The 19,560-nt window shown below is 72.6% G+C and carries 24 protein-coding genes; 13 read left to right on the top strand and 11 right to left on the bottom strand.

All coding sequences use genetic code 11. The annotated features are described in order from the left end of the window. Window positions 1-236: 236 nt before the first annotated feature. The 3 genes from DEI97_RS12230 to DEI97_RS12220 are packed head-to-tail and all read right to left on the bottom strand — an operon-like array spanning window position 237 to window position 2,904. The gene (locus DEI97_RS12230; RefSeq protein ID WP_111074671.1) at window positions 237-908 is read right to left on the bottom strand and encodes a methionine ABC transporter permease; all 672 of its coding nucleotides are present in this window, start codon (window positions 906-908) and stop codon (window positions 237-239) included. After that, window positions 905-1,942: a methionine ABC transporter ATP-binding protein gene (locus DEI97_RS12225; protein ID WP_111074670.1), complete on the bottom strand. Its 1,038-nt coding sequence runs from the start codon at window positions 1,940-1,942 to the stop codon at window positions 905-907. Before DEI97_RS12225 ends, DEI97_RS12230 begins: the two co-directional genes overlap by 4 nt. Continuing rightward, complete coding sequence (locus tag DEI97_RS12220) at window positions 1,942-2,904, bottom strand: MetQ/NlpA family ABC transporter substrate-binding protein (protein WP_111074669.1); 963 nt, start codon at window positions 2,902-2,904, stop codon at window positions 1,942-1,944. The genes DEI97_RS12225 and DEI97_RS12220 overlap by 1 nt, the downstream gene beginning before the upstream one ends. A 211-nt stretch (window positions 2,905-3,115) precedes the next feature. On the opposite strand from DEI97_RS12220, the gene DEI97_RS12215 reads away from it, so the two are divergent. Beyond that, window positions 3,116-3,613, top strand: coding sequence for a 2'-5' RNA ligase family protein (locus DEI97_RS12215; RefSeq protein WP_146248126.1), 498 nt, complete (start codon window positions 3,116-3,118; stop codon window positions 3,611-3,613). Here DEI97_RS12215 and DEI97_RS12210 read toward each other — a convergent pair. The 3 genes from DEI97_RS12210 to DEI97_RS12200 form a co-directional block, all read right to left on the bottom strand. After that, window positions 3,597-4,895, bottom strand: coding sequence for a D-arabinono-1,4-lactone oxidase (locus DEI97_RS12210; protein WP_111074667.1), 1,299 nt, complete (start codon window positions 4,893-4,895; stop codon window positions 3,597-3,599). The genes DEI97_RS12215 and DEI97_RS12210 overlap by 17 nt on opposite strands. A gap of 80 nt (window positions 4,896-4,975) precedes the next feature. Beyond that, a complete protein-coding gene (locus DEI97_RS12205) occupies window positions 4,976-6,475 on the bottom strand; it encodes an MDR family MFS transporter (RefSeq protein WP_111074666.1) in 1,500 nt (499 codons plus the stop codon). 131 nt (window positions 6,476-6,606) lie between these two features. Then, complete coding sequence (locus tag DEI97_RS12200; RefSeq protein ID WP_111074665.1) at window positions 6,607-6,888, bottom strand: acylphosphatase; 282 nt, start codon at window positions 6,886-6,888, stop codon at window positions 6,607-6,609. A gap of 134 nt (window positions 6,889-7,022) precedes the next feature. Here DEI97_RS12200 and DEI97_RS12195 point away from each other — a divergent pair, with 134 nt between their 5' ends. The 6 genes from DEI97_RS12195 (at window position 7,023) to DEI97_RS12170 (ending at window position 13,166) form a co-directional block, all read left to right on the top strand. Continuing rightward, entirely contained in the window at window positions 7,023-7,703 is a 681-nt protein-coding gene (locus tag DEI97_RS12195) for an NUDIX hydrolase (RefSeq protein WP_111074664.1), read from the top strand. A gap of 30 nt (window positions 7,704-7,733) precedes the next feature. Next, on the top strand, window positions 7,734-9,098 hold the full coding sequence (gene nadA, locus DEI97_RS12190) for a quinolinate synthase NadA (protein ID WP_253463881.1): 1,365 nt from the start codon (window positions 7,734-7,736) through the stop codon (window positions 9,096-9,098). A 2-nt stretch (window positions 9,099-9,100) separates the two neighbouring features. Continuing rightward, the gene (nadB, locus tag DEI97_RS12185; protein WP_111074663.1) at window positions 9,101-10,741 is read left to right on the top strand and encodes an L-aspartate oxidase; all 1,641 of its coding nucleotides are present in this window, start codon (window positions 9,101-9,103) and stop codon (window positions 10,739-10,741) included. Next, complete coding sequence (nadC, locus tag DEI97_RS12180; RefSeq protein ID WP_111074662.1) at window positions 10,738-11,670, top strand: carboxylating nicotinate-nucleotide diphosphorylase; 933 nt, start codon at window positions 10,738-10,740, stop codon at window positions 11,668-11,670. Before nadB ends, nadC begins: the two co-directional genes overlap by 4 nt. Before the next feature lie 10 nt (window positions 11,671-11,680). Next, on the top strand, window positions 11,681-12,820 hold the full coding sequence (locus DEI97_RS12175; RefSeq protein WP_111074661.1) for a cysteine desulfurase family protein: 1,140 nt from the start codon (window positions 11,681-11,683) through the stop codon (window positions 12,818-12,820). An 82-nt stretch (window positions 12,821-12,902) separates the two neighbouring features. Continuing rightward, window positions 12,903-13,166: a hypothetical protein gene (locus tag DEI97_RS12170; RefSeq protein WP_111074660.1), complete on the top strand. Its 264-nt coding sequence runs from the start codon at window positions 12,903-12,905 to the stop codon at window positions 13,164-13,166. 187 nt (window positions 13,167-13,353) lie between these two features. On the opposite strand, the gene DEI97_RS12165 is transcribed toward DEI97_RS12170, so the two are convergent. After that, complete coding sequence (locus DEI97_RS12165) at window positions 13,354-13,818, bottom strand: MSMEG_6728 family protein (protein WP_111074659.1); 465 nt, start codon at window positions 13,816-13,818, stop codon at window positions 13,354-13,356. A 104-nt stretch (window positions 13,819-13,922) separates the two neighbouring features. Between DEI97_RS12165 and DEI97_RS12160 the strand changes: the two genes are divergently transcribed. Further along, a complete protein-coding gene (locus DEI97_RS12160; protein WP_181439221.1) occupies window positions 13,923-14,519 on the top strand; it encodes an NAD(P)H-dependent oxidoreductase in 597 nt (198 codons plus the stop codon). Window positions 14,520-14,572: 53 nt separating this feature from the next. On the opposite strand, the gene aroQ is transcribed toward DEI97_RS12160, so the two are convergent. Next, entirely contained in the window at window positions 14,573-15,007 is a 435-nt protein-coding gene (aroQ, locus tag DEI97_RS12155; protein ID WP_111074657.1) for a type II 3-dehydroquinate dehydratase, read from the bottom strand. Between the two features lie 163 nt (window positions 15,008-15,170). On the opposite strand from aroQ, the gene DEI97_RS12150 reads away from it, so the two are divergent. Both DEI97_RS12150 and DEI97_RS12145 read left to right on the top strand, forming a co-directional pair. Further along, window positions 15,171-15,587, top strand: a complete 417-nt coding sequence (locus tag DEI97_RS12150) for a VOC family protein (RefSeq protein WP_111074656.1) — start codon at window positions 15,171-15,173, stop codon at window positions 15,585-15,587. 27 nt (window positions 15,588-15,614) lie between these two features. Beyond that, complete coding sequence (locus tag DEI97_RS12145) at window positions 15,615-16,211, top strand: DNA-3-methyladenine glycosylase I (protein WP_111074655.1); 597 nt, start codon at window positions 15,615-15,617, stop codon at window positions 16,209-16,211. Window positions 16,212-16,225: 14 nt separating this feature from the next. On the opposite strand, the gene DEI97_RS12140 is transcribed toward DEI97_RS12145, so the two are convergent. Together DEI97_RS12140 and DEI97_RS12135 are read right to left on the bottom strand one after the other, a co-directional pair. Next, window positions 16,226-16,735: a GNAT family N-acetyltransferase gene (locus DEI97_RS12140; RefSeq protein WP_181439220.1), complete on the bottom strand. Its 510-nt coding sequence runs from the start codon at window positions 16,733-16,735 to the stop codon at window positions 16,226-16,228. A 14-nt stretch (window positions 16,736-16,749) separates the two neighbouring features. After that, entirely contained in the window at window positions 16,750-17,550 is an 801-nt protein-coding gene (locus tag DEI97_RS12135; RefSeq protein ID WP_181439219.1) for a LysR family transcriptional regulator substrate-binding protein, read from the bottom strand. Between the two features lie 33 nt (window positions 17,551-17,583). Between DEI97_RS12135 and DEI97_RS12130 the strand changes: the two genes are divergently transcribed. Genes DEI97_RS12130 through DEI97_RS12120 form a run of 3 tightly spaced genes read left to right on the top strand, consistent with a single transcriptional unit; the run spans window position 17,584 to window position 19,029 of the window. Further along, entirely contained in the window at window positions 17,584-17,961 is a 378-nt protein-coding gene (locus tag DEI97_RS12130; protein WP_110902580.1) for a DUF5997 family protein, read from the top strand. Window positions 17,962-17,969: 8 nt separating this feature from the next. After that, complete coding sequence (locus tag DEI97_RS12125) at window positions 17,970-18,479, top strand: hypothetical protein (protein ID WP_111074652.1); 510 nt, start codon at window positions 17,970-17,972, stop codon at window positions 18,477-18,479. Window positions 18,480-18,498: 19 nt separating this feature from the next. Then, window positions 18,499-19,029: an Lrp/AsnC family transcriptional regulator gene (locus tag DEI97_RS12120; protein ID WP_111074651.1), complete on the top strand. Its 531-nt coding sequence runs from the start codon at window positions 18,499-18,501 to the stop codon at window positions 19,027-19,029. A 19-nt stretch (window positions 19,030-19,048) separates the two neighbouring features. Here DEI97_RS12120 and DEI97_RS12115 read toward each other — a convergent pair whose 3' ends face one another. Then, window positions 19,049-19,480 (bottom strand): GNAT family N-acetyltransferase, encoded by a 432-nt coding sequence (locus tag DEI97_RS12115; RefSeq protein ID WP_220034040.1) that lies wholly within the window; start codon window positions 19,478-19,480, stop codon window positions 19,049-19,051. Window positions 19,481-19,560: the final 80 nt, after the last annotated feature.

Below are 19,560 nucleotides of genomic sequence, written 5' to 3'. Positions count from 1 at the left end.
GCGGGCGGTCCGGCGGCAGATCGTGCGATCTCGCGGCGATGGCCGGGAGTGGCGGACGGGAGGCGCGTGGCGGGCTGGCCTCGTGCCTCCCGTCCGGCGTCGGTTCGCCGAGGTCGCAGGACGTGCCGTCGGCGTTCCGCCGAGGTCGCTCGTCTTGCTGCCCGGCGGGCGATCCGGCGGCAGATCGTGCGACCTCGGCGGGGCAGGGGAGGGGGCGGGCAGCACCGGGCCGGGCGTCAGCGGCGGAGGGTCGCCCGGGCCAGGCGGTTGCCGACGAACTGGCCGAGCTGCACGATGACGACGATCGCGGCGACCGAGACGTAGACCACCCACCAGTCGTACCGCTGCGAGCCGTAGGTGATCGCGTACTCGCCGAGCCCGCCACCGCCGACCAGTGCACCCTGCGCCGTCATGTCGACGATGCCGATGTAGATGAACGTGTAGCCGAGGATCAGCGGCCCGAGCCCCTCGGGGATGAGCACGGTCAGCAGGATCGACACCGGGTGCGCCCCGGAGGCCCGTGCCGCCTCGACGACGCCCGGATCGATGGCGAGCAGGTTCTGTTCGACGATCCGCGACACCGCGAACGCTGCGGCGAGCGAGATCGCGAACGTCACGGCCGGGACGCCGATCGTGGTCTGCACGGCGACGCGCGACAGCGGTGCGATCGCGGCGAGGAAGATCACGAACGGGATCGGACGCACCAGGTTCACGACCAGGTTGATGACCGTGTACGCGGTGCGGTTCGACAGCAGGTTGCCCGGCCGGGTGGCGTAGAGCAGCAGCCCGAGGGCCAGGCCGATGACACCGGCGATGACGAGCGACACCAGGGACATGACGATCGTGTCCCGGGTCGCGGCCAGGAACACGTCGAACGTGTCGATGACGCTCTGGAACGAGTTGTTCATGCGCGGGCCTCCTCGACGACGGTGATGCCAGCGGCGCGCAGGGCGCCGACCGCCCGGTCGACGTCGGCGTCACGCCCACCGAGCTCGTACGTGAGCGACCCGATGCGGCGCTCGCGGATCTCGCTGACCCCGCCGAAGACGAGCTCGGCGGTGACCGCGGTGTCACGGAACGCCTGGTCGATGCGACCCTGCAGGCCGGTCTCGTCGGTGATCCGGACGGACACGATCCGGCCGGGGTGGCGCTCGTGCAGCCGGGCGACGGTCTCGGGCGAGGGGCGGTCGTGCAGGGCCGTGCGGACGAAGCGCTGTGCGGCCTCGGTGGTGGGGGCGGAGAACACGTCGTAGACGTCGCCGACCTCGACCACGCGGCCCTGCTCCATCACGGCGACGCGGTCGGCGATCCGGCGGACGGCGTCCATCTCGTGGGTGATGACGATGATCGTGACGCCGAGCTCGCGGTTGACGCGGCGGAGGAGCGCGAGGACCTCCGACGTCGTCTCCGGGTCCAGGGCACTGGTCGCCTCGTCGGCGAGCAGCAGTTCGGGGTTCGACGCGAGCGCCCGGGCGATGCCGACGCGCTGCTTCTGCCCGCCGGACAGCTGCTCGGGGTAGGCGTACGCCCGGTCGAGCAGCCCGACGAAGTCGAGCAGTTCTGCGACCCGGCGGTCCCGTTCGGCCTTCGCGACACCGGCGACCTTGAGCGGGTACGCCACGTTGCCGGCGATCGTGCGGGAGCGGAACAGGTTGAACTGCTGGAACACCATCCCGATCCGGCGGCGGGCCTGCCGGCGGTCCCGCTCGGGGATCGCCGTCAGTTCCTGCCCGGCCACGGTGACCGTGCCCGAGGTGGGCAGCTCGAGGGCGTTGACGAGTCGCACCAGGGTGGACTTGCCGGCGCCGGAGTACCCGATCACCCCGAGGACCTCGCCCTGGTGGACGTCGAGGTCGACACCCTCGACCGCGGTGACGGTCTCTCCGGTGTCGGCGCGGCGGTAGCTCTTGGTGACACCGCGGAGTTCGACGAGGGCAGCCACTACTCGGCTGCTGCCTTCGCGTCCCGCTCGACGGTGGCGAGCTCGTCCTGCAGGGCGGACGCCTTCTCGTCGCGGGCGACGGCGTCCGGGTAGTCCTTGGTGAAGTCCTTCTGCACCGCGCTGTCCTGGAACAGCTTCGCGAGGTCCAGGTAGGTGGTGTTGTCCTTGTCCTCGTCGCGGACCGCGAAGACGTTGACGTACGGGGCGGCGGAGGAGCTGGACGGGTCGTCGGTGAAGACCTTGTCCGAGGCGGGCAGCCCGGCGGCGGTGGCGAAGTTGTTGTTCACGACGGCCGCGGCGACCGAGCCCTGCTGCAGCGCGTTCGCGGTCTGCGAGGCGTCGAGCGGCTGCACGTCGACCTCGTGCGACGTGATGTCGTCGGTGGTCGAGAACGCGCTGCCGCCGTCCCGCAGCTCGATGAGCTTCGCGGACTGCAGGACGAGCAGCGCCCGGGCCTCGTTGATGGCGTCGTTCGGGATGGCGACCTTCGCGCCCTCCGGGATCGCGGACGGCTTGTCGTACTTCGTCGCGTAGAGGGGGAGCGGGTAGACGGCGGTGGAGCCGATCGGCTGCAGGTCGTCCTTCGCGGTGACGTTGTAGTTCGCCAGGTACTGGATGTGCTGGAACTGGTTGATGTCGACCTGCCCGTCCTTGAGCGCGGGGTTCGGCAGCGAGTAGTCGGCGAAGTTGGTCAGCTTGACGGTGACGTTCAGGCGCTCCTTCGCGAGTGCCGTGTAGGTCTTCCAGTACGGCAGCGCCTTGTCGGCGACACCGATCGTGACGGTCTGGGCCTTCTGGTCCGAACCGCTGCCGGCGGCTCCGGCCTGGTCGGAGCCGCCACCGCGGACGGCGACGACCACGACGGCGACGATGATCGCGAGGACGACGACGGCCGCGGCGATGATCCACCCGAGCGGGCGCTTGCGCTGCGGACGGTCGGGCAGGACGGGGGACGCGGACATGGCTGCTCCTCGTGAAGGGGTCGCCCTGCTGGCAGGGACGGTGCTGTGGGGGTCCCGACGCTGGGGGTCACCCGGCGGGGACAGCCACGAGTGTGCCCGGCAGCCACGGACCGGGTCGATTCACGTTCCGTCGTGTTACGACCGGTGTCGCCGCGTGACGGGCCAGCGTCGCTGTGTGACGCCGGCGCTCGCCGTCGGGCAGGCTCGAGACGTGCGCAGCATCGAACTCCTCCTCGACCCGGATGCCGAACGGGCGGTCCGCGACACCTGGGAGGCCCTGGTCGCCGCCGACCTGCCGAGCATGGGCCGACACACGTCCGAGACCAACGCTCCGCACGTGACGCTGGCGGCGGGCGAGACGCTGCCCGTGCCGTCCGGCTTCGACGCGCCGCTGCCGAGGGCGATCCGCCCCGCGGGCCTGCTGCTGTTCCCGGCCGGTCCGGGCCGCCACGTGCTGGGGGTCTCCGTCGTGGTCGACCGCGCGCTCGCCGCGTTCCACGAGGCCGTGCACCGCGCAGCGCCCGGCGGCGTCGACACCTCGCTACCAGGACGATGGGCGCCGCACCTGACGCTCGCACGTCGGCCGCGGGACGTCGATCTGCCGCGGATGCTCGAGGCGCTGGCGTCGGTCCCGCTGCCGGAGGCCCTGGGGGTCGCCGGCGTCCGGCACTGGGACGGCGAGACGACGACGATCACACCGGTCGGCTGAGCCCTGAACCCGAACCCGAGCCCGACCCCGACCTCTCCAGCCCGAGCACCTGCTCGCCGAACGCCGAACGGAACTTGCCGGCCGGGTCACGCCGCCCGACCAGTTCGCGGAACGCGCCGAGCCGCGGGTACAGCGCGGCGACGGCGGAGCCGTCGAGGGAACTCATCTTCCCCCAGTGCGGGCGGCCGCCGAACGGGGCGAGTCGCGCCTCCAGGTCGGGCAACAGGGCCGCGACCTGTTCCGGGTGCTTCTTCCAGGTGAACGCGATGCAGAGCACGTCCTCGCCCTGCGTGGGGCTGAGCCACAGGTCGTCGGCCGCCATCGTCCGCAGCTCGCAGACGTGCAGGTGCGGCTGGATCCGGTCAGCCAGCCCGCGGAGCGCGTCGAGCGCCGCGGCCGCGTGCCGGAGCGGCACGAAGTGCTCGCTCTGTACCTCGGATCCGACCGAGGGCACCGACTCGATCGGGAAGTGCGGCAGCCGGTCCCACCACGGCCCGACCGAGCCGTCGCGCGCGGTGTGGTGGCCGTCACCGGGCGAGCCGGGCAGGCGGGGCGCGCCCAGGAGGCCCGTGGGGACCTCGACGTCGTCGGCCCCGTCCGGCACGCGGGACTTCACGAGCACCTCGGAGACGGTGTCACCGAACTGCGTGTAGGCGCAGACGGAGTACCCGGCGGCGAAGACCTCGGCGGCGGAGGCGGTGAAGGTGTCCCAGGGGATCGGCCCGTAGAGGTCCTGGCGCATCCGGTACGCGGGCTGCACGTCGACGGTCACGCGGGTGACGATGCCGAGCAGCCCGAGGTGGATCGCGGCGCCGCCGAGGTCCGGGTCACCGCGTCGGATCGTGGTCGTGCTGCCGTCGGGGCCGATCAGCTCGAGCGCGGCGACGGCGGTGCTCAGCGAGCCGAGGGTGGTGCCGGAGCCGTGCGTGCCGGTGGCGATCGCGCCACCGAGCGAGATGTGGGGGAGCGACCCCTCGTTGTGCAGGGCGACCCCGGCCGCGTCGAGTTCCGGTGCGACGAGCCCGTACCGGGTGCCGGCACCCATCGTGGCGGTGCGGCGGTCCGCGGCGACCACGAGGTCGGTCGGCACGGCGGTCAGGTCGAGCAGGACGCCCGGGGTGTCGGCGACGTCGTTGAACGAGTGCCGGGTGCCGAGCCCGTGGACGCGGGGACTGCGGGCGACGAAGTCGGCGACGTCGTCGAGCGAGGTCGGTCGCACCACCCGCTCGGCCGTGTAGGTGACCGTGCCGGACCAGTTCAGCTCGCTCGTCGTCGACCGCATGTGCCCACGATGCCACGGTGCCGGGAACGACGACGTGCCCCCCTCCGGAAGAGGGGGGCACGTCGTCTGCGTGGGGACGGTCAGTGCATGGCGGGTGCGGGTGCACCCTCCGGGGTGGCCGGCTTCCGGACCATCGCCGAGGCGATGATGCCGAGCATGGAGATCACCGCGCCGACGAGGAACGCGGAGTGCACGCCGGACGCGGTCGCCCGGGCGGTGGCCTCGGCGGCGGTCGCGGCACCGGCGACGTCACCGTTCGTCGCCGCGGCGGTGGCGCCGAGCGTCAGCAGCGTGACGAACAGTGCCGTGCCGGCCGCACCGGCGAGCTGCTGGGCGGTGCCGAGGACGGCGCTGCCGTGCGAGTACAGGCGCGGCGGCAGCCCACCGAGTGCCGCGGTGAACAGCGGCGTGAAGGTCAGCGCCAGGCCGAGGCTCAGCACGATGTGGGCGACGAGGACGAACGTGACGCTGGTGTCCGCGGTGACCGTCGAGAGCGCCCAGAGCACGGCGCTGATGATGATCGATCCGGGGATGAGCAGCATGCGCGGGCCGTAGCGGTCGTAGAGACGGCCGACGATCGGGGACAGCAGCCCCATCAGCAGACCACCGGGGAGCAGCAGGAGGCCGACCTGCAGGACCTCGAGGCCGAGCACCCGCTCGAGGTAGATCGGCAGCAGGATCAGGGTGCCGAACATCGCCATGAAGCTGATCGCCATCGCGACGATCGGGATCGTGAAGCCCTTCGTGCTGAAGGTGCGGAGGTCGAGCAGTGCGGCGTCGCGGCGCTGCAGCCGCGTCTGGCGGACGATGAACACCGCGAGGGCGACGAAGCCCACGACGAGTGCACCGATCGGTACGCCGTACCCGGTGTCCGCGGCCTCGCCGATGCTCGACAGGCCGTAGACGATGCCGCCGAACGCGAAGGCGGACAGGACGACGGAGAACACGTCGATCGCGGACTTGCGCGGGGTCGAGACGTTGCGGACCTTCACCATGCCGAGCACGAGGGCGGCCAGGGCGATCGGCAGGACGAACCCGAACAGCCAGCGCCACGAGAACGCGTTGAGGATGAGGCCGGAGATCGTCGGGCCGATCGCGGGGGCGACCGAGATGACGATCGAGATGTTGCCCATCACGCGGCCGCGGTGGGCCGGCTCGATGAGGGTCAGGACGGTGGTCATGAGCAGCGGCATCATGATCGCGGTGCCGCTGGCCTGCACGATGCGCCCGATGAGCAGCATCGTGAAGCCCGGCGCGAGCAGTGCGATGAGCGTGCCGGCGGAGAACAGGCTCATCGCCCAGACGAACACCGGTCGGGTGTTGAAGCGCTGCAGCAGGTAGCCGGTGATCGGGATCACGACGGCCATGGTGAGCAGGAAGCCGGTGGTCAGCCACTGCCCGGTCGCGGCGCTGATGCCGAGGTCGTCCATGAGTCGCGGCAGCGCCACGCCCATGATCGTCTCGTTGAGGATGACGACGAACGCCGAGACGAGCAGCAGCCCGATCACGAGGCGGTTGCCCGCGGGGGAGGACTCTTCGACGGACCCGGTGCGGGGTGCGGAGTCGACGGCCTGGGTCAAGGGGGCTCCTGATGTCTTCGTGGTGTGACGGTGGACCCACGACGGGTGGGTACCGAGGCTGCAAGAGCTGACAGGACCACAGCATTCCCGACTGCCGCAGAACGCGGGGTGAACTCCGCGTGTCGCCCGCGTCAGTGCAGGATGCGGAAGCCGTCGTCCTCGCCGAGCGGGGCGACCTCCCGCACGGCCACGTCGGTGACGGTCGCCGACGGCGGGCCTGAGCGGAGCATCACGACGAGGGCGTCGACCGCGGGGCCGGGGCCTTCCGCCTCGACCTCGACGGTGCCGTCGAACAGGTTCCGTGCGTACCCGACGAGCTCGAGCCCGTCGGCCTTCCGTGCCGTCCAGTACCGGAACCCGACGCCCTGCACGGCTCCGGTCACGACGGCGTGCTTCCTCGTGGTGCTGCCCATGCGGCCGATGCTACGAGCGGCGTGTTACCCGGGCGTCACGGCTGCGTTCCGGTCCGGTGACCATCGTGATACGGTCATCAGTACCCGAACAGTTCGGGTCACAATGACCATAACAAACGACGAGGGGGGTAGCGATGGACGACACCGGCATCCGCCTGGCGGTCTCGACCGTGATCGTCGCGCTCCGCCCGCATCCGGACACCGGCGTCCCCGCGCTCTGGATGCCGCTGGTCCGCCGGGTGACCGAGCCGTTCGAGGGCTCGTGGGCGTTGCCCGGTGGCTGGGTCGGGGCGGACGAGGGGCTCGACGACTCGGCCGCCGCGCGCCTCCGCGAGACGACCAAGGTGCAGCCGCGCTACCTGGAACAGCTCTACGCGTTCGGCGCCGTCGACCGCTCGCCGACGCGGGTCGTGTCCGTCGTCTACTGGGCCCTCGTGCACCCGGACGAGGCGAACGTCGTGCCGGACGACTGGAACGTGCGGTGGTTCCTCGCCGACGAGCACCCGCCGCTGGCCTTCGACCACGACCGCATCGTCGAGTACGCGCTGTGGCGCCTCCGCAACAAGATGTCGTACTCCCGGATCGCGCAGGCGTTCCTCGGCGACCGGTTCACGCTCGCCGAGCTCCGCGGTGTGTACGAGGCGGTGCTCGGGCAGAGGCTCGACCCCGCCAACTTCCGACGGCAGGTCGCGCAGAGCGACGCGGTCCTGCCGACCGACGAGACCACGAGCGGCGGACGGCACCGACCGGCCCGGCTGTACCGCTCGAACCCCGACCTGTCGTACGCGGACAACGGCCCGCTGACGACGCCCTGACCCATCCCCTGAGCTGAGACGGGAACCGCCGTGTCCATCGCGACCACCATCGAACTGATCTCCAACGGCCGGGCGGCCGGCACCACCTGCACGCCCGACCTCGCCGCGCCGACCTGGGACTTCGACAGCGTCCCCGGCTACGGCCCCGGTTCGTCGATGTCCGACGTCATCCCGACCTCCGCCCCGCGGCAGGGCGTGATCCCTGACGAGTACAAGAACGCCCCCGACGACGAACTGCACGAGCGCATCGAGCGGGCGAAGGCGACCCTGGGGGACCGCGTGGTCGTCCTCGGGCACTTCTACCAGCGGGACGAGGTCGTCCGGCACGCGGACTTCCTGGGCGACTCCTTCCAGCTCGCCAACGCGGCGCTGACGAAGCCCGACGCCGAAGCGATCGTGTTCTGCGGCGTCCACTTCATGGCGGAGACGGCCGACATCCTGGCGCGGGACGACCAGCGCGTGATCCTGCCGAACCTGGCCGCGGGCTGCTCGATGGCGGACATGGCCGACATCGACAGCGTCGAGGCGGCCTGGGCCGAGCTCACGGCGCTGTACGGCACCGAGCCCGACGCCGACGGCCGCGTGCCGGTCATCCCCGTCACGTACATGAACTCCGCCGCCGACCTCAAGGCGTTCTGCGGGCGGAACGGCGGCATCGTCTGCACGTCCTCGAACGCGGCGACCGTGCTCGAGTGGGCGTTCGAGCGCGGGCAGCGCGTGCTCTTCTTCCCCGACCAACACCTCGGCCGGAACACCGCGAAGGCGATGGGCATCAGCACCGACCGGATGCCGCTGTGGAACCCGCGGCTGGCCGGCGGCGGCAACACGGCCGACGAACTGCTCGAGGCGCAGGTCGTCCTGTGGCACGGCTTCTGCTCGGTGCACCGCCGCTTCACGGTCGACCAGATCGAGCAGGCCCGCCGTGAGCACCCCGACGTCACGGTGATCGTGCACCCGGAGTGCCCGATGGACGTCGTCGACGCCGCCGACGTCGCGGGCAGCACGGACCTGATCCGGAAGACCGTCGCCGCCGCCACCGAGCCGACGACCTTCGCGATCGGCACCGAGATCAACATGGTGAACCGCCTGGCCGCCGAGTACCCGCAGCACACGATCTCCTGCCTGGACCCCGTCGTCTGCCCGTGCTCGACGATGTACCGGATCCACCCCGGCTACCTGGCGTGGGTGCTCGAGGCGCTCGTCCGCGGCGAGGTCCTCAACGAGATCGTGGTGCCCGCCGCGGTGCAGGTCGACGCGAAGGTCGCCCTCGAGCGGATGCTCGCCGCCAAGCCCCGCCCGCTGGCAGGTCAACGCGACCCGGGCCCCGCCGCGACCGCCCCGGCCGCCACCGGCCCGGCCGCCGCCGACGCGCCCGCGACCACCACCCGGGCCTGACGGTGCACGTCGTCGTCGTCGGGTCGGGCATCGCCGGCCTCACCGCCGCCATCCGCGCCAGCGCGCGCCATGACGTGACCCTCGTCACGAAGAGCGCGCTCGCCGACGGCGCCACCGCATGGGCTCAGGGCGGCATCGCGGTGGCGCTCGGCGCGGACGACTCCGCCGCCCTGCACGAGCACGACACCCACCTCGCCGCGGCGGGCAGCGCCGATGCCCGCGCCGTCGACGTCCTCTGCACCGACGGCCCGGCCCGGGTCCGCGATCTGCTCGCACTCGGCGTGCCCTTCGACCGCAGCAGCGACCCGGCGACCCTCGACCGCTACGGCGACGACCTGGCGCGTGGACGCGAGGCCGCGCACGCCCGCTGGCGGGTCCTGCACGCGGACGGTGACGCGACCGGGGCCGCCGTCGAGCGGACGCTCGTCGCCGCCCTGCACCGTCGACACGTCACGATCCTCGAACGGACCTGCCTGACCGACCTCGTGGTCCGCGACGGGCAGGTCGTCGGCATCGACGTCCTGGACCTGCTCGGCGAACCCGTGCGGATCGACGCGGACGCCGTACTGATCGCCTCCGGAGGCGCCGGACACCTGTACCGGGAGACGACCAACCCGCTGGTCGCGACCGGTGACGGCACCGCCGCCGCCTGGCGTGCCGGGGCCGTGCTCGCCGACCTGGAGTTCGTCCAGTTCCACCCGACCCGACTGGCGGTGCCGGACGGCGGCCTGGTCTCCGAGGCCGTCCGCGGCGAGGGGGCCGTCCTCCGCGACGCTGCCGGACACCGCTTCATGACCGACGTCCACCCGGATGCCGAGCTCGCCCCGCGGGACGTCGTCGCCCGGGGGATCGCCGCGGCCGTCCGGGCTCAGGGCGGCCGACCGGTCCTCCTCGACGCGACCGGACTCGACCCCGACTTCCTCGTCGGCCGGTTCCCCGGCCTCACCCGCGCCACCCGGGCGGCCGGCTTCGACTGGATCCGCGAGGGCGTCCCGGTCGCCCCGGCCGCGCACTACGCGATGGGCGGGATCGCGACCGACACGGAGGGCCGGACGAGCCTCCCGGGTCTCCTGGCGGTCGGCGAGGCCGCCTGCACCGGCGTCCACGGCGCCAATCGACTTGCGTCGAACTCGCTGCTCGAGGGGCTCGTCTTCGCGGTCCGCGCGGCCGACGCGCTCGGCAGCCCGCGACCCGGCCGGCTCCGCCTGCGCGGCGACGCGGCGCTCGTCCCGACGGTCGTCGAACCCGTCGGCGACCGGACGGGAGGCGCGACCCACCCCGGTCCGTCCTCCTCCGTCCGGCAGGCGCTGCAGTCCGTCATGACCGACCACGTCGGCCTGCTCCGCGACGCGGCCGGGCTCGCCGGGGCCCGCGCTGCCCTGGCCGGACTGTCCGCGCTGGCACCGACCACCGTGCGGGACGCCGAGGACCGCGCCCTGCTCGACCTCGCCCGGCTCACCGCCCGCGCTGCCGAGGCCCGCACGGAGTCCCGCGGAGCCCACGCCCGGACCGACCACCCGGACACCGACCCGGCCGCACCCGTGACGCTCGCCTGGGTCACCGCGACACCCGCACCGTCCGCCGCGGCACCGTCCGCCGCCGCACCCCGCCGCACGTCCGCCCGACAGGGAGCACTCGCATGACCAGCACGACCACCACCGCAGCCACCCCGACCGACGCACGGACTGCACCGGCCGCGGCGGTCCCCGACCCGGGCACGATCCCGCCGCACGCGCTCCGCCGGGTGATCGACACCGCGCTCGAGGAGGACGCCCCCTGGGGCGATGTCACGAGCGAGACCCTGATCCCCGCCTCGGCCACCGCGACCGCGATCCTGGCGGCCCGCGAACCCGGCGTGCTCGCCGGCGGTGAGGTCTTCGTCGCGGTGATGCACGCCGTCGACCCGGGCCTCGTCGTCGCCCTCGCCCGCCGCGACGGTGCGACCTTCGCCGCCGGGGACGTCATCGCGAGCGTCAGCGGATCGGCGCGCTCGGTGCTCCGGGCCGAGCGGGTCGCGCTGAACCTGGTGCAGCGGATGTCCGGCATCGCCACCCTGACCGCGCGGTACGTCGACGCGACGGTCGGCACCGGCGCCCGGATCGTCGACACCCGGAAGACCACGCCCGGTCTCCGCGCACTCGAGCGGCACGCGGTCCGCTGCGGTGGCGGACACAACCACCGGACGTCGCTGTCCGACGCGGTGCTCGCGAAGGACAACCACCTGGCGGTGCTGCTCGCCGAGGGGGTCGGCATCGGCGACGCGATCCGCGCTGCCCGGGCCCGGCTCGGTCACACCGTGCACCTCGAGGTGGAGGTCGACCGGATCGACCAGATCGAGGCGGTCGTCAGCGCCGGCGTCGACACGATCATGCTCGACAACTTCACCGTGCCGATGCTCCGGGAGGGCGTCGCCCTCGTGGCCGGCCGGGCGCTCGTCGAGGCCTCGGGCGGGGTGTCCCTCGACACGGTCGCCGCGATCGCCGCGACCGGGGTGGACATCGTCTCGGTCGGTGCCCTGACCCACTCGGCACGGGCGCTCGACCTCGGGCTCGACGTCGACGTCACCGCCTGAGGCATGCGGCGTGTTCTACCTCGACCGTGCCGCCACCACGCCGGTCCGCCGCGAGGTCCTCGAGGCGATGTGGCCCTACCTGACCGGCACCTTCGGCAACCCGTCGTCGACCCACGGCATCGGGGACGCTGCCGCCCGGGGCCTCGCCGCCGCCAGGACCGTCGTCGCCGGGGCCCTCGGCTGCCGCCCGGGCGAGGTCGTCTTCACGGGCGGTGGCACCGAGGGGGCGAACACCGCGGTGAAGGGCATCGCCCTCGCCACACCCCGCGGCCGCCACGTCGTCACGAGCGCGATCGAGCACGAGGCGGTCCTCGAGAGCTGCCGGTACCTCGAACGATTCCACGGGTTCGACGTGACGGTGCTGCCGGTCCAGCCGGACGGCACCTTCGCGCCGGACACCCTGCGCGCCGCACTCCGACCGGACACCACCCTCGTCTCGATCGCGCACGCCGACAACGAGATCGGCACGGTGCAGGACGTCGCCGGACTCGCCGCGATCGCCCACGAGGTCGGGGCCCGCTTCCACACCGACGCCGTGCAGTCCGCCCCCTGGCTGCCCGTCGGCCTCGACGTCCTGGGGGTCGACGCGGTCTCGGTGTCCGGGCACAAGCTCGGCGCCACGAAGGGGACCGGCGCGCTCGCCGTCCGCGCCGGGGTCCAGCTCGAGCCGCTCGTGCACGGCGGGGGCCAGGAGCGCGGCCGTCGCTCGGGCACCGAGGACGTCGCCGGCGCGGTCGGGCTCGCCACCGCCTGGGGGAGTGTCCTCGCCGAGCGGGAGGCCGCCGCAGCCCACGCCACGACGGTGCGGGACCTCGTCGTCGCCGGGGTGATCGACCGGGTGCCGGGCGCACGACTCACCGGGTCGGCCGAGCACCGCCTGCCGGGGCACGCCTCCTTCTGCTTCCCGGGCGTGCACGGCGAGACGGTGCTGCTCGAGCTGGAACGACGCGACGTCGTGTCCTCCTCCGGCAGCGCCTGCGCCGCGGGCAGCACCGAGGCCTCGCACGTGCTGACCGCGCTGGGCCTCCCGGACGACCTGGCCCGGTCCGCAGTCCGGCTGACGTTCGACGCGACGCTCACGACCGCGGACGCGACGGCCGTCGTGGAGGCCGTGGTCGCCGCCGTCTCGGCCGTCCGGTCGCTCGCCTGACGAGGTGTACTAGACGTTCTACTCCAGGTCTGGGGACGTGTCCCCTCTATTGCGGACAAGCACTCTCGACCAGAGTGGAGGCATGGCGAACGTGACGACCACCCCGGTGACGCAGGACGACCGCTTCCGTGCGGTCCAGCTCCTGCCCGCACCGGCGACGGTCCTGGCGCTCGCCGTCGGTTCCGCGCACGGCCTCGACGCCGGTCCGCTCGCGGTCGTCGCCCTCGTCGGCGTCCTCGCGACCCTGGCCAGCGCACTCCTGCCCGCGCGGCTCGCGCGCGCCGGCCACGCGATGGCTGCGCCGACCGAGTCCGATCGGTACCGGGGAGACCTCGACCGGAACTGACCTCTCGACCTGCACCGTCCCTCCCGGCGGTGCGCTGGACCGGACGCATCCCCTGATGCGCGTCCGGCCGGGACACCGGCCCCTGCCGGGTCGTCCCGGAACGACCGGGTCCGCCGCGGCCTCCGGGACCATCGACCCCTGAACGATGTGTCCCGTTCCCCCCGGGGTGCGGCGGACCCGGTCCCACTCAGGCGGTCGTGCGGTGCTCCACCGTGCCGGGCCACAGGTAGTCGAGGTCGTCCGGCACGTCGGGGAACAGCGGCCGGTAGTGCTCCGGCGCCTTCTGCACGAGCTTCGAGCGGTGCGACAGGTGTACCCGCTCGTCGGTGTTCCACGAGGGCACCTCGAAGTCACCCCGCTCGTAGGCCGCCAGGTCCTCCGGCACGAGTGCCAGGTCCGCCAGGGTCTTCTCGAGACAGGTGTCGGCGTGCCCGCGCTCGAGCCACACCCGGCAGGTGGCGTCCTGGTACGCCATCAGGGCCGGCCGGAACCCCCGCCACATCGCGGTGACCGGGTGGTGCTGCCAGCCGTAGTCCGGCAGGATCAGCGCGCGCATCACCTGCAGGGTCTCGACCCGCTGCTTGCCGAGGCGCTTGTCGTCGAGGACCTCGGCGGAGGCACGGAAGTCGGCGAACGGCAGGAAGGTCTGCATCTGCCGGACGGTACGCCCGCGGGCCCGGGAGTCCGCGCGGTGCCGGGTGACACATGTCGTCACATCGGCGACCGGCGCGTGCGGGGCGTGTGAGCATCGACCGCATGAGCAGTTCCCTCGTCGTCGGGGTCAGCGGCAGCCCGTCCGACCCGTCCCGCACCTCGACCCTCGTCGCCGCGACCGTCGACCGGCTCGCCGCCGAGCTGCCGGACGCCGAGACCGTCATCGTCGAGATCGGCCCGCTGCTGGCGGACCTCGGCGCCGCCGTCGACCGCGAGCACATGTCGGACGCCACGCGGGCAGCGCTCGAGGCCGTCGAGGCCGCGGACGTCCTGGTCGTCGGCAGTCCGGCCTTCCGTGCCGCGTACTCCGGGGCGTTCAAGCTCTTCTTCGACTGGATCGGGCAGTACGACCTGGTCGACACCCCGGTGCTGCTCACCGCGACCGGGGGCAGCGACCGACACGCCCTGCTCGTCGAGCACCAGATGCGGCCGCTGTTCGGGTTCTTCCAGTCGACGACGCTGCCGCTGGCGGTGTTCGGCAACGAGCGGGACTTCGACAAGCGCGTCGGTGGCTACGACATCGCGAGCGTCGACCTCGAGCTGCGGATCGACCAGGCCGTCCGTCGGGCGATGCCGATCATCCGCGGCGGGTTCGTGGCGGCGGGCGTCGACGAGGTGCGGCGGCCGGCGGAGTTCTGACGGGCCTCCCGGCCGGGGTGTTCCGGGCTGGACCCGTCAGCCGCCCAGGTGGGTCAGCCGCGCAGCAACGCGGCGACGTGCGCGACCGCCAGGCGGTACCCGTCCGCCCCGGCGCCCGCGATGACCGCGGTCGCGGCCGTGGCGACGTGGTCGACGTGGCGGAACGGCTCGCGCTTCCACGTGTTGGACAGGTGCACCTCGACCACGGGCACGCTCAGTGCCTCGACCGCGTCGTGCAGCGCGACCGAGGTGTGCGCGTAGGCGGCGGGGTTGATGACGACGGCGTCGTGGTCGTCGAGCGCCTCGTGCAGCCAGTCGACGAGCTCGCCCTCGCGGTTGGTCTGGCGGAAGTCGACCTCGTGCCCGTGCTCGGCGGCCTCGGCGCGGACGACGGCCTCGAGGTCGGCGAGCGTCACGGTGCCGTACTGTGCCGGGTCCCGTCGGCCGAGGATGTCCAGGTTCGGGCCGTTGAGGACGAGGATGCGCATGTGGCGAGCCTACCGAGCGGGTGGGTGGGCGGAGACGGCGGTCCGCACGGGGTGTCGTCCCGGCTCGGCGGCTGTCCGTGCCGACCTGACGTCGGTTCCACGACGGAACGGTTGCGTGGGCGCGGTCCGGGGTCCAGGTTGGTCACGACGGAAGGGACCCCACATGTCGACCATGGTGTTCATCAACCTGCCGGTGTCCGACCTGGCGCGGGCGACCGCGTTCTACCAGGCGCTCGGCTACCCGCTCAACCCGGTGTTCAGCGACGACACCGCCTCGAGCATCGTCGTGAGCGACACCGTGTACGTGATGCTCCTGACGCACGCGAAGTTCTCGGAGTTCACCGACAAGGCGATCGCCGCGCCGGACACCATCGAGGTCATCAACTCCCTCAGCGCCGAGACGAAGGACGAGGTGCACCGGATCGTCGACGCGGCCGTCGAGGCCGGCGGCACCGAGGACCGGCCGGAGATGGACCTCGGCTTCATGTTCCAGCGGAGCTTCAACGACCCCGACGGCCACCGCTGGGAGTACGTCTGGATGGACCCCGCCGCGCAGGAGGACGGCCCGCCTGCCGACTGACCCCTCGTTCTGCGGGAGGATCGGGGGATGACCGACGACCTCGTGACCGGTGCCGACGGCCTCGCCCGACCGCTCTGGGCGTCGACCGACCCGATGCTGCGTGCCTACTACGACACCGAGTGGGGGATGCCGGTCCGTGACGAGCGGGGCGTGTTCGAGCGGCTCTCGCTCGAGGCCTTCCAGTCCGGGCTGTCCTGGCGCACGATCCTGGCGAAACGGCCCGCGTTCCGGGCAGCGTTCGCCGACTTCGACCCGGACACCGTCGCAGCGTTCGGGGACGACGACGTCGCCCGGCTGCTCGGCGACGCGGGCATCGTGCGGAACCGCGCGAAGATCGCCGCGACGATCACCAACGCGAACGCCACCGTCGCGCTGCGGGCGGACGGGGGACTGGCCGACTTCGTGTGGTCGTTCCGGCCGGACGACACGCCCAGGCCCCGGACGGCCGCGGAGGTCCCGACCACCAGCCCGGAGTCGACCGCGCTGTCGAAGGCGCTGCGGAAGCGCGGCTTCGCCTTCGTCGGGCCGACCACGATGCACGCCCTGATGGAGGCACTGGGCATCGTCGACACGCACCTGCTCGGCAGCCACCGACGGGCGACCTCGGGCATCTGGCCGGACTGAGGTCCGGCTGACGCTCAGGTGAGCGGGAGCCGCATCTGCACCGCGGCGACCTCGTACCCGAGCTCCTCATACAGGTGGCGCGCACCGGTGTTGTAGCCGAAGACGTTGAGCCCGATGCTCGTAGCGCCGGCGTCCCGGGCGACGACGTGGGCGAGCTCGAGCCCCCGCCGCGCGTGACCCTGCCGTCGGTGTGCGGCGTCGACCTCGACCTCGAAGACCCACCACTCGGTGCTGCCCGCCCTGAGCGGGCCGACCCAGAGCTGCCCCACCACGGTGTCGTCCGCGAGCGTCAACTCCCACACGTGGTGACCCGCTGCGGGCGACCCGCCCGGGAACCACTTCTCGAGGGACTGCCGCATGTTCGTCTCGGCGGCCTCGGGGCTCTCACCCGACCGGATGAGCGAGGCGACGTAGTCCGCCATCGAGCGGTCCAACCAGCCCGGCATCCGCTCACCGGGCATCGGCACGAGGCGCACGTCGCTCGGAGCCGGAGCCGGAGCCGGAGTCGGGGTCGTGCCGGGCACCGCGGAGTCCATCGTCAGCGGTTGCCCTTCGAGCCGCGCTTCGGCTTGCCGGACATGCCGCGCGGGGTGCGGCCGCGGCCGGTGGAGTTCTTGCCGCCGCCGCTCTTCGCGCCGGTGCCCTTCGTGGCGCTCCGCTTGGCGACGGTCTTGGCGTTCGCCGCGGTGGCCTTGCCGCCGGGCGCCTTGCCGGAGGCCTTGCCGGCCGCCTTCTGTCGTGCGCCGTCCTGCTCGTCGGGATCCGAGCCTCCTGGCTGGTCCGGCTGCTGCCGCGAGCTGTTCGCGGTCCGCCCGCGGACGACGCCGATGAACTCCTCGGTGAGCTCCGAGGCGTCCTCGTCGCGCCAGACGAGTGCGACGCGGGTGCCGGGGGAGCCGGCGAGCGGCCGCGAGACCAGGGACTTCCGGCTCTCGGCACGGAAGAGGGACTGGGGGAGGACGACGACGCCGACGTTGGCCTCGACCAGGTCGAGCGCTGCCCCGACGTCCGCCGGGACGGGCCCGGCGTCGAGGACGGTGACGCCGGCGAGGTCCGCCTCGGTGACCTCGTCGAGGTCCGCGAGCGGGGAGTCCTTCGGAGCGGCGACGACGGCCGTCTCGGTCCACAGCGGGATCGCGTGCGGCTGGTCGCCGTCGGCGCGCTCGGGGACCGGCATCCGGGCGAAGACCATGTCGGCGTCGCCCTCGATCGCGTCGAGGACCCCGTCCGCGGTGACCGGCATGAGGACGAGGTCGACGTCCGGTCGGCGCTGACGCCAGACCCGTACCCACTTGGCGGGGGAGACCCCGGGTACGAAGGCGATGGAGAGCGCGGTCATGCACCCGAGCATAGGGGCCGTACTCTGGTCACCATGGCCCAGGAACAGACCATGAAGCCCGAGACCGCTGCCAAGAAGCTCGGCATCCTCCTCTCGGCGACACCCGAGTCGTTCCGTGCGGGCCCGATCGCTCGCACGACGTTCGACGAACTGCAGAGCGAACCTCCGACGTGGCTGCAGGACCTCCGTCGTGACGGTCCGCACCCCCGCCCGGTCGTCGCCGCGCGCCTCGGGGTCTCGATCTCCGGACTCGCCCGCGCCGGCGTGGACGACGTCCTCACCACCGAGCAGATCAAGCAGCTCCTGCAGGACATGCCCGCGTGGCTCGTGCAGGAGCGTTCGACCCAGGCCGCGGTCCGCACCGAGAACGTGCGCGTGAAGCAGGAGCGCGCCGCCCGCACCGAGGGCTGACCCCACCCGTGCACGGGACCGTCGCCGACGCCATGCTCGTCGTGCCGCAGTTCGCCTCGGTGTGCTGCATCGTCGGCGACCGGTACCGCCCGCGTCCCGGTGTGATCGTCCCCGCGGCCGTGATGCTCGTCGCGATGCTCATGCCCGTCGTGCAGGCCGGCCCGTCGTGGACGATCATCGCTGCAGCCCTGCTGCTCTTCCTCGCGCCGATGCCCGTGATGCGCCGACGTCGGCGGGACGGTCGTCGCGCCGAGCCGATGGACGTGCACCGGGCGCTCTCCGCCGTCGTGATGGCGGGGATGCTGCTGATGGGGCACGCGTCCGAACTCGGCGGAGGTGGCGTGCACGCCCACGCCCTGGTCCTCACCGCGGTGCTCGGCGCCGGCGTGATCGGCTACTGCGCCTTCAGCGGGTGGTTGCTCCGGTACGAGTGGGCCCGGGAGGACCGTCGCGCCGTGCGCAGCGGCGAGGTGTTCGCGATGACCGTCGCCGTGGTCGGGATGACCCTGGCGATGTGACCGGCGTTACGGTGGTGCCGTGTCCGACCGCATCGTCCGCCGACCCGACGCCCCACCGCCGCGCCTCGACGAGGTCGACGAGCGGATCCTCTGGGTCCTGGCCTCCGACGCCCGGATCCCGAACAACCGGCTCGCCGCCGCCGTTGGCATCGCACCGTCGACCTGCCTGGTGCGGGTCCGGGCACTCGAGGACGCCGGCATCATCACCGGGTACCGGGCCGAGGTCGACATCGCCCGACTCGGGTTCTCGATCGAGGCGATGGTCTCCGTCCGGGTGCACGCCGCCGCCCGGCACGAGCTGCGGGAGTTCGCGAAACGCCTGCTCCGGGTGCCGGTGGTGCTCGACGTGTCGTTCCTGGCCGGCGACAAGGACTTCCTCGTGCACATCGCCTGCACGTCGACCGAGCAACTGCGGGACTTCGTCGCCGACGAGCTGAGCGGGGACCCGTCCGTCGCGACGACGCAGACGTCGATCGTGTTCGAACGGCTGGTCGCGGACCGGGAGCTCCAGGCCCGGTCCTACGGCGAACTGCGCCGCTGGCAGGCCTGAGCCCGCCGGACCGGGGCCGTCAGCGGGTGCGGACCATCGGGGTGTGCGGGATCGCGTCCTCGAGGAAGTCCTCGCCCGAGCGTACGAAGCCGAACTGCGCGTACCACTCGCCGAGGTGCGCCTGCGCGTTGATGCTGATCCGCTCCGAGCGGCTCTCGGCGATGGCCGCCTGCATGAGCGCGGCGCCGAGGCCCTTGCCACGGGCGTGCGCTGCCGTCGCGACACGGCCGATCCGCTCGGTGCCGTCGGGCTCGCGGAGCAGACGCAGGGTGGCGTCGACGGACCCACTGCCCGCCCAGAACTGCACCGTGCCCGGCTCGAGGTCGCGGCCGTCGATGTCGTCGTAGGCGCAGGCCTGTTCCACCACGAACACGTCCTGCCGCAGGCGGAGGATCTCGTGCAGGGTGACGACGTCGAGGTTGCGGGTCGGGGCGCTGAAGGTCGAGGGCACGACGGTTCCTGACTTTTTCTTGGGAATGGGTTCCGCACGGCACCTGTGCAGGCGTACCGTGCCGGTCAACCACTCTACGT

It is taken from the genome of Curtobacterium sp. MCLR17_032 (assembly GCF_003234795.2).
GTDB lineage: Bacteria > Actinomycetota > Actinomycetes > Actinomycetales > Microbacteriaceae > Curtobacterium.
The sequence above is the reverse complement of the archived record's forward strand: the minus strand, read 5'-3'. Positions and strand labels throughout refer to the sequence as shown.

Coding starts and splice junctions, on each gene's coding strand:
- DEI97_RS12160 (WP_181439221.1), top strand. CDS start 13,923: ATGAGCAGTTCCCTCGTCGTCGGGGTCAGCGGCAGCCCGTCCGACCCG.
- DEI97_RS12130 (WP_110902580.1), top strand. CDS start 17,584: ATGGCCCAGGAACAGACCATGAAGCCCGAGACCGCTGCCAAGAAGCTC.
- aroQ (WP_111074657.1), bottom strand. CDS start 15,007: ATGCGCATCCTCGTCCTCAACGGCCCGAACCTGGACATCCTCGGCCGA.
- DEI97_RS12165 (WP_111074659.1), bottom strand. CDS start 13,818: ATGCAGACCTTCCTGCCGTTCGCCGACTTCCGTGCCTCCGCCGAGGTC.
- DEI97_RS12220 (WP_111074669.1), bottom strand. CDS start 2,904: ATGTCCGCGTCCCCCGTCCTGCCCGACCGTCCGCAGCGCAAGCGCCCG.
- DEI97_RS12170 (WP_111074660.1), top strand. CDS start 12,903: ATGGCGAACGTGACGACCACCCCGGTGACGCAGGACGACCGCTTCCGT.
- DEI97_RS12150 (WP_111074656.1), top strand. CDS start 15,171: ATGTCGACCATGGTGTTCATCAACCTGCCGGTGTCCGACCTGGCGCGG.
- DEI97_RS12210 (WP_111074667.1), bottom strand. CDS start 4,895: ATGCGGTCGACGACGAGCGAGCTGAACTGGTCCGGCACGGTCACCTAC.
- DEI97_RS12145 (WP_111074655.1), top strand. CDS start 15,615: ATGACCGACGACCTCGTGACCGGTGCCGACGGCCTCGCCCGACCGCTC.
- DEI97_RS12200 (WP_111074665.1), bottom strand. CDS start 6,888: ATGGGCAGCACCACGAGGAAGCACGCCGTCGTGACCGGAGCCGTGCAG.
- nadC (WP_111074662.1), top strand. CDS start 10,738: ATGACCAGCACGACCACCACCGCAGCCACCCCGACCGACGCACGGACT.
- DEI97_RS12230 (WP_111074671.1), bottom strand. CDS start 908: ATGAACAACTCGTTCCAGAGCGTCATCGACACGTTCGACGTGTTCCTG.
- DEI97_RS12195 (WP_111074664.1), top strand. CDS start 7,023: ATGGACGACACCGGCATCCGCCTGGCGGTCTCGACCGTGATCGTCGCG.
- DEI97_RS12135 (WP_181439219.1), bottom strand. CDS start 17,550: ATGACCGCGCTCTCCATCGCCTTCGTACCCGGGGTCTCCCCCGCCAAG.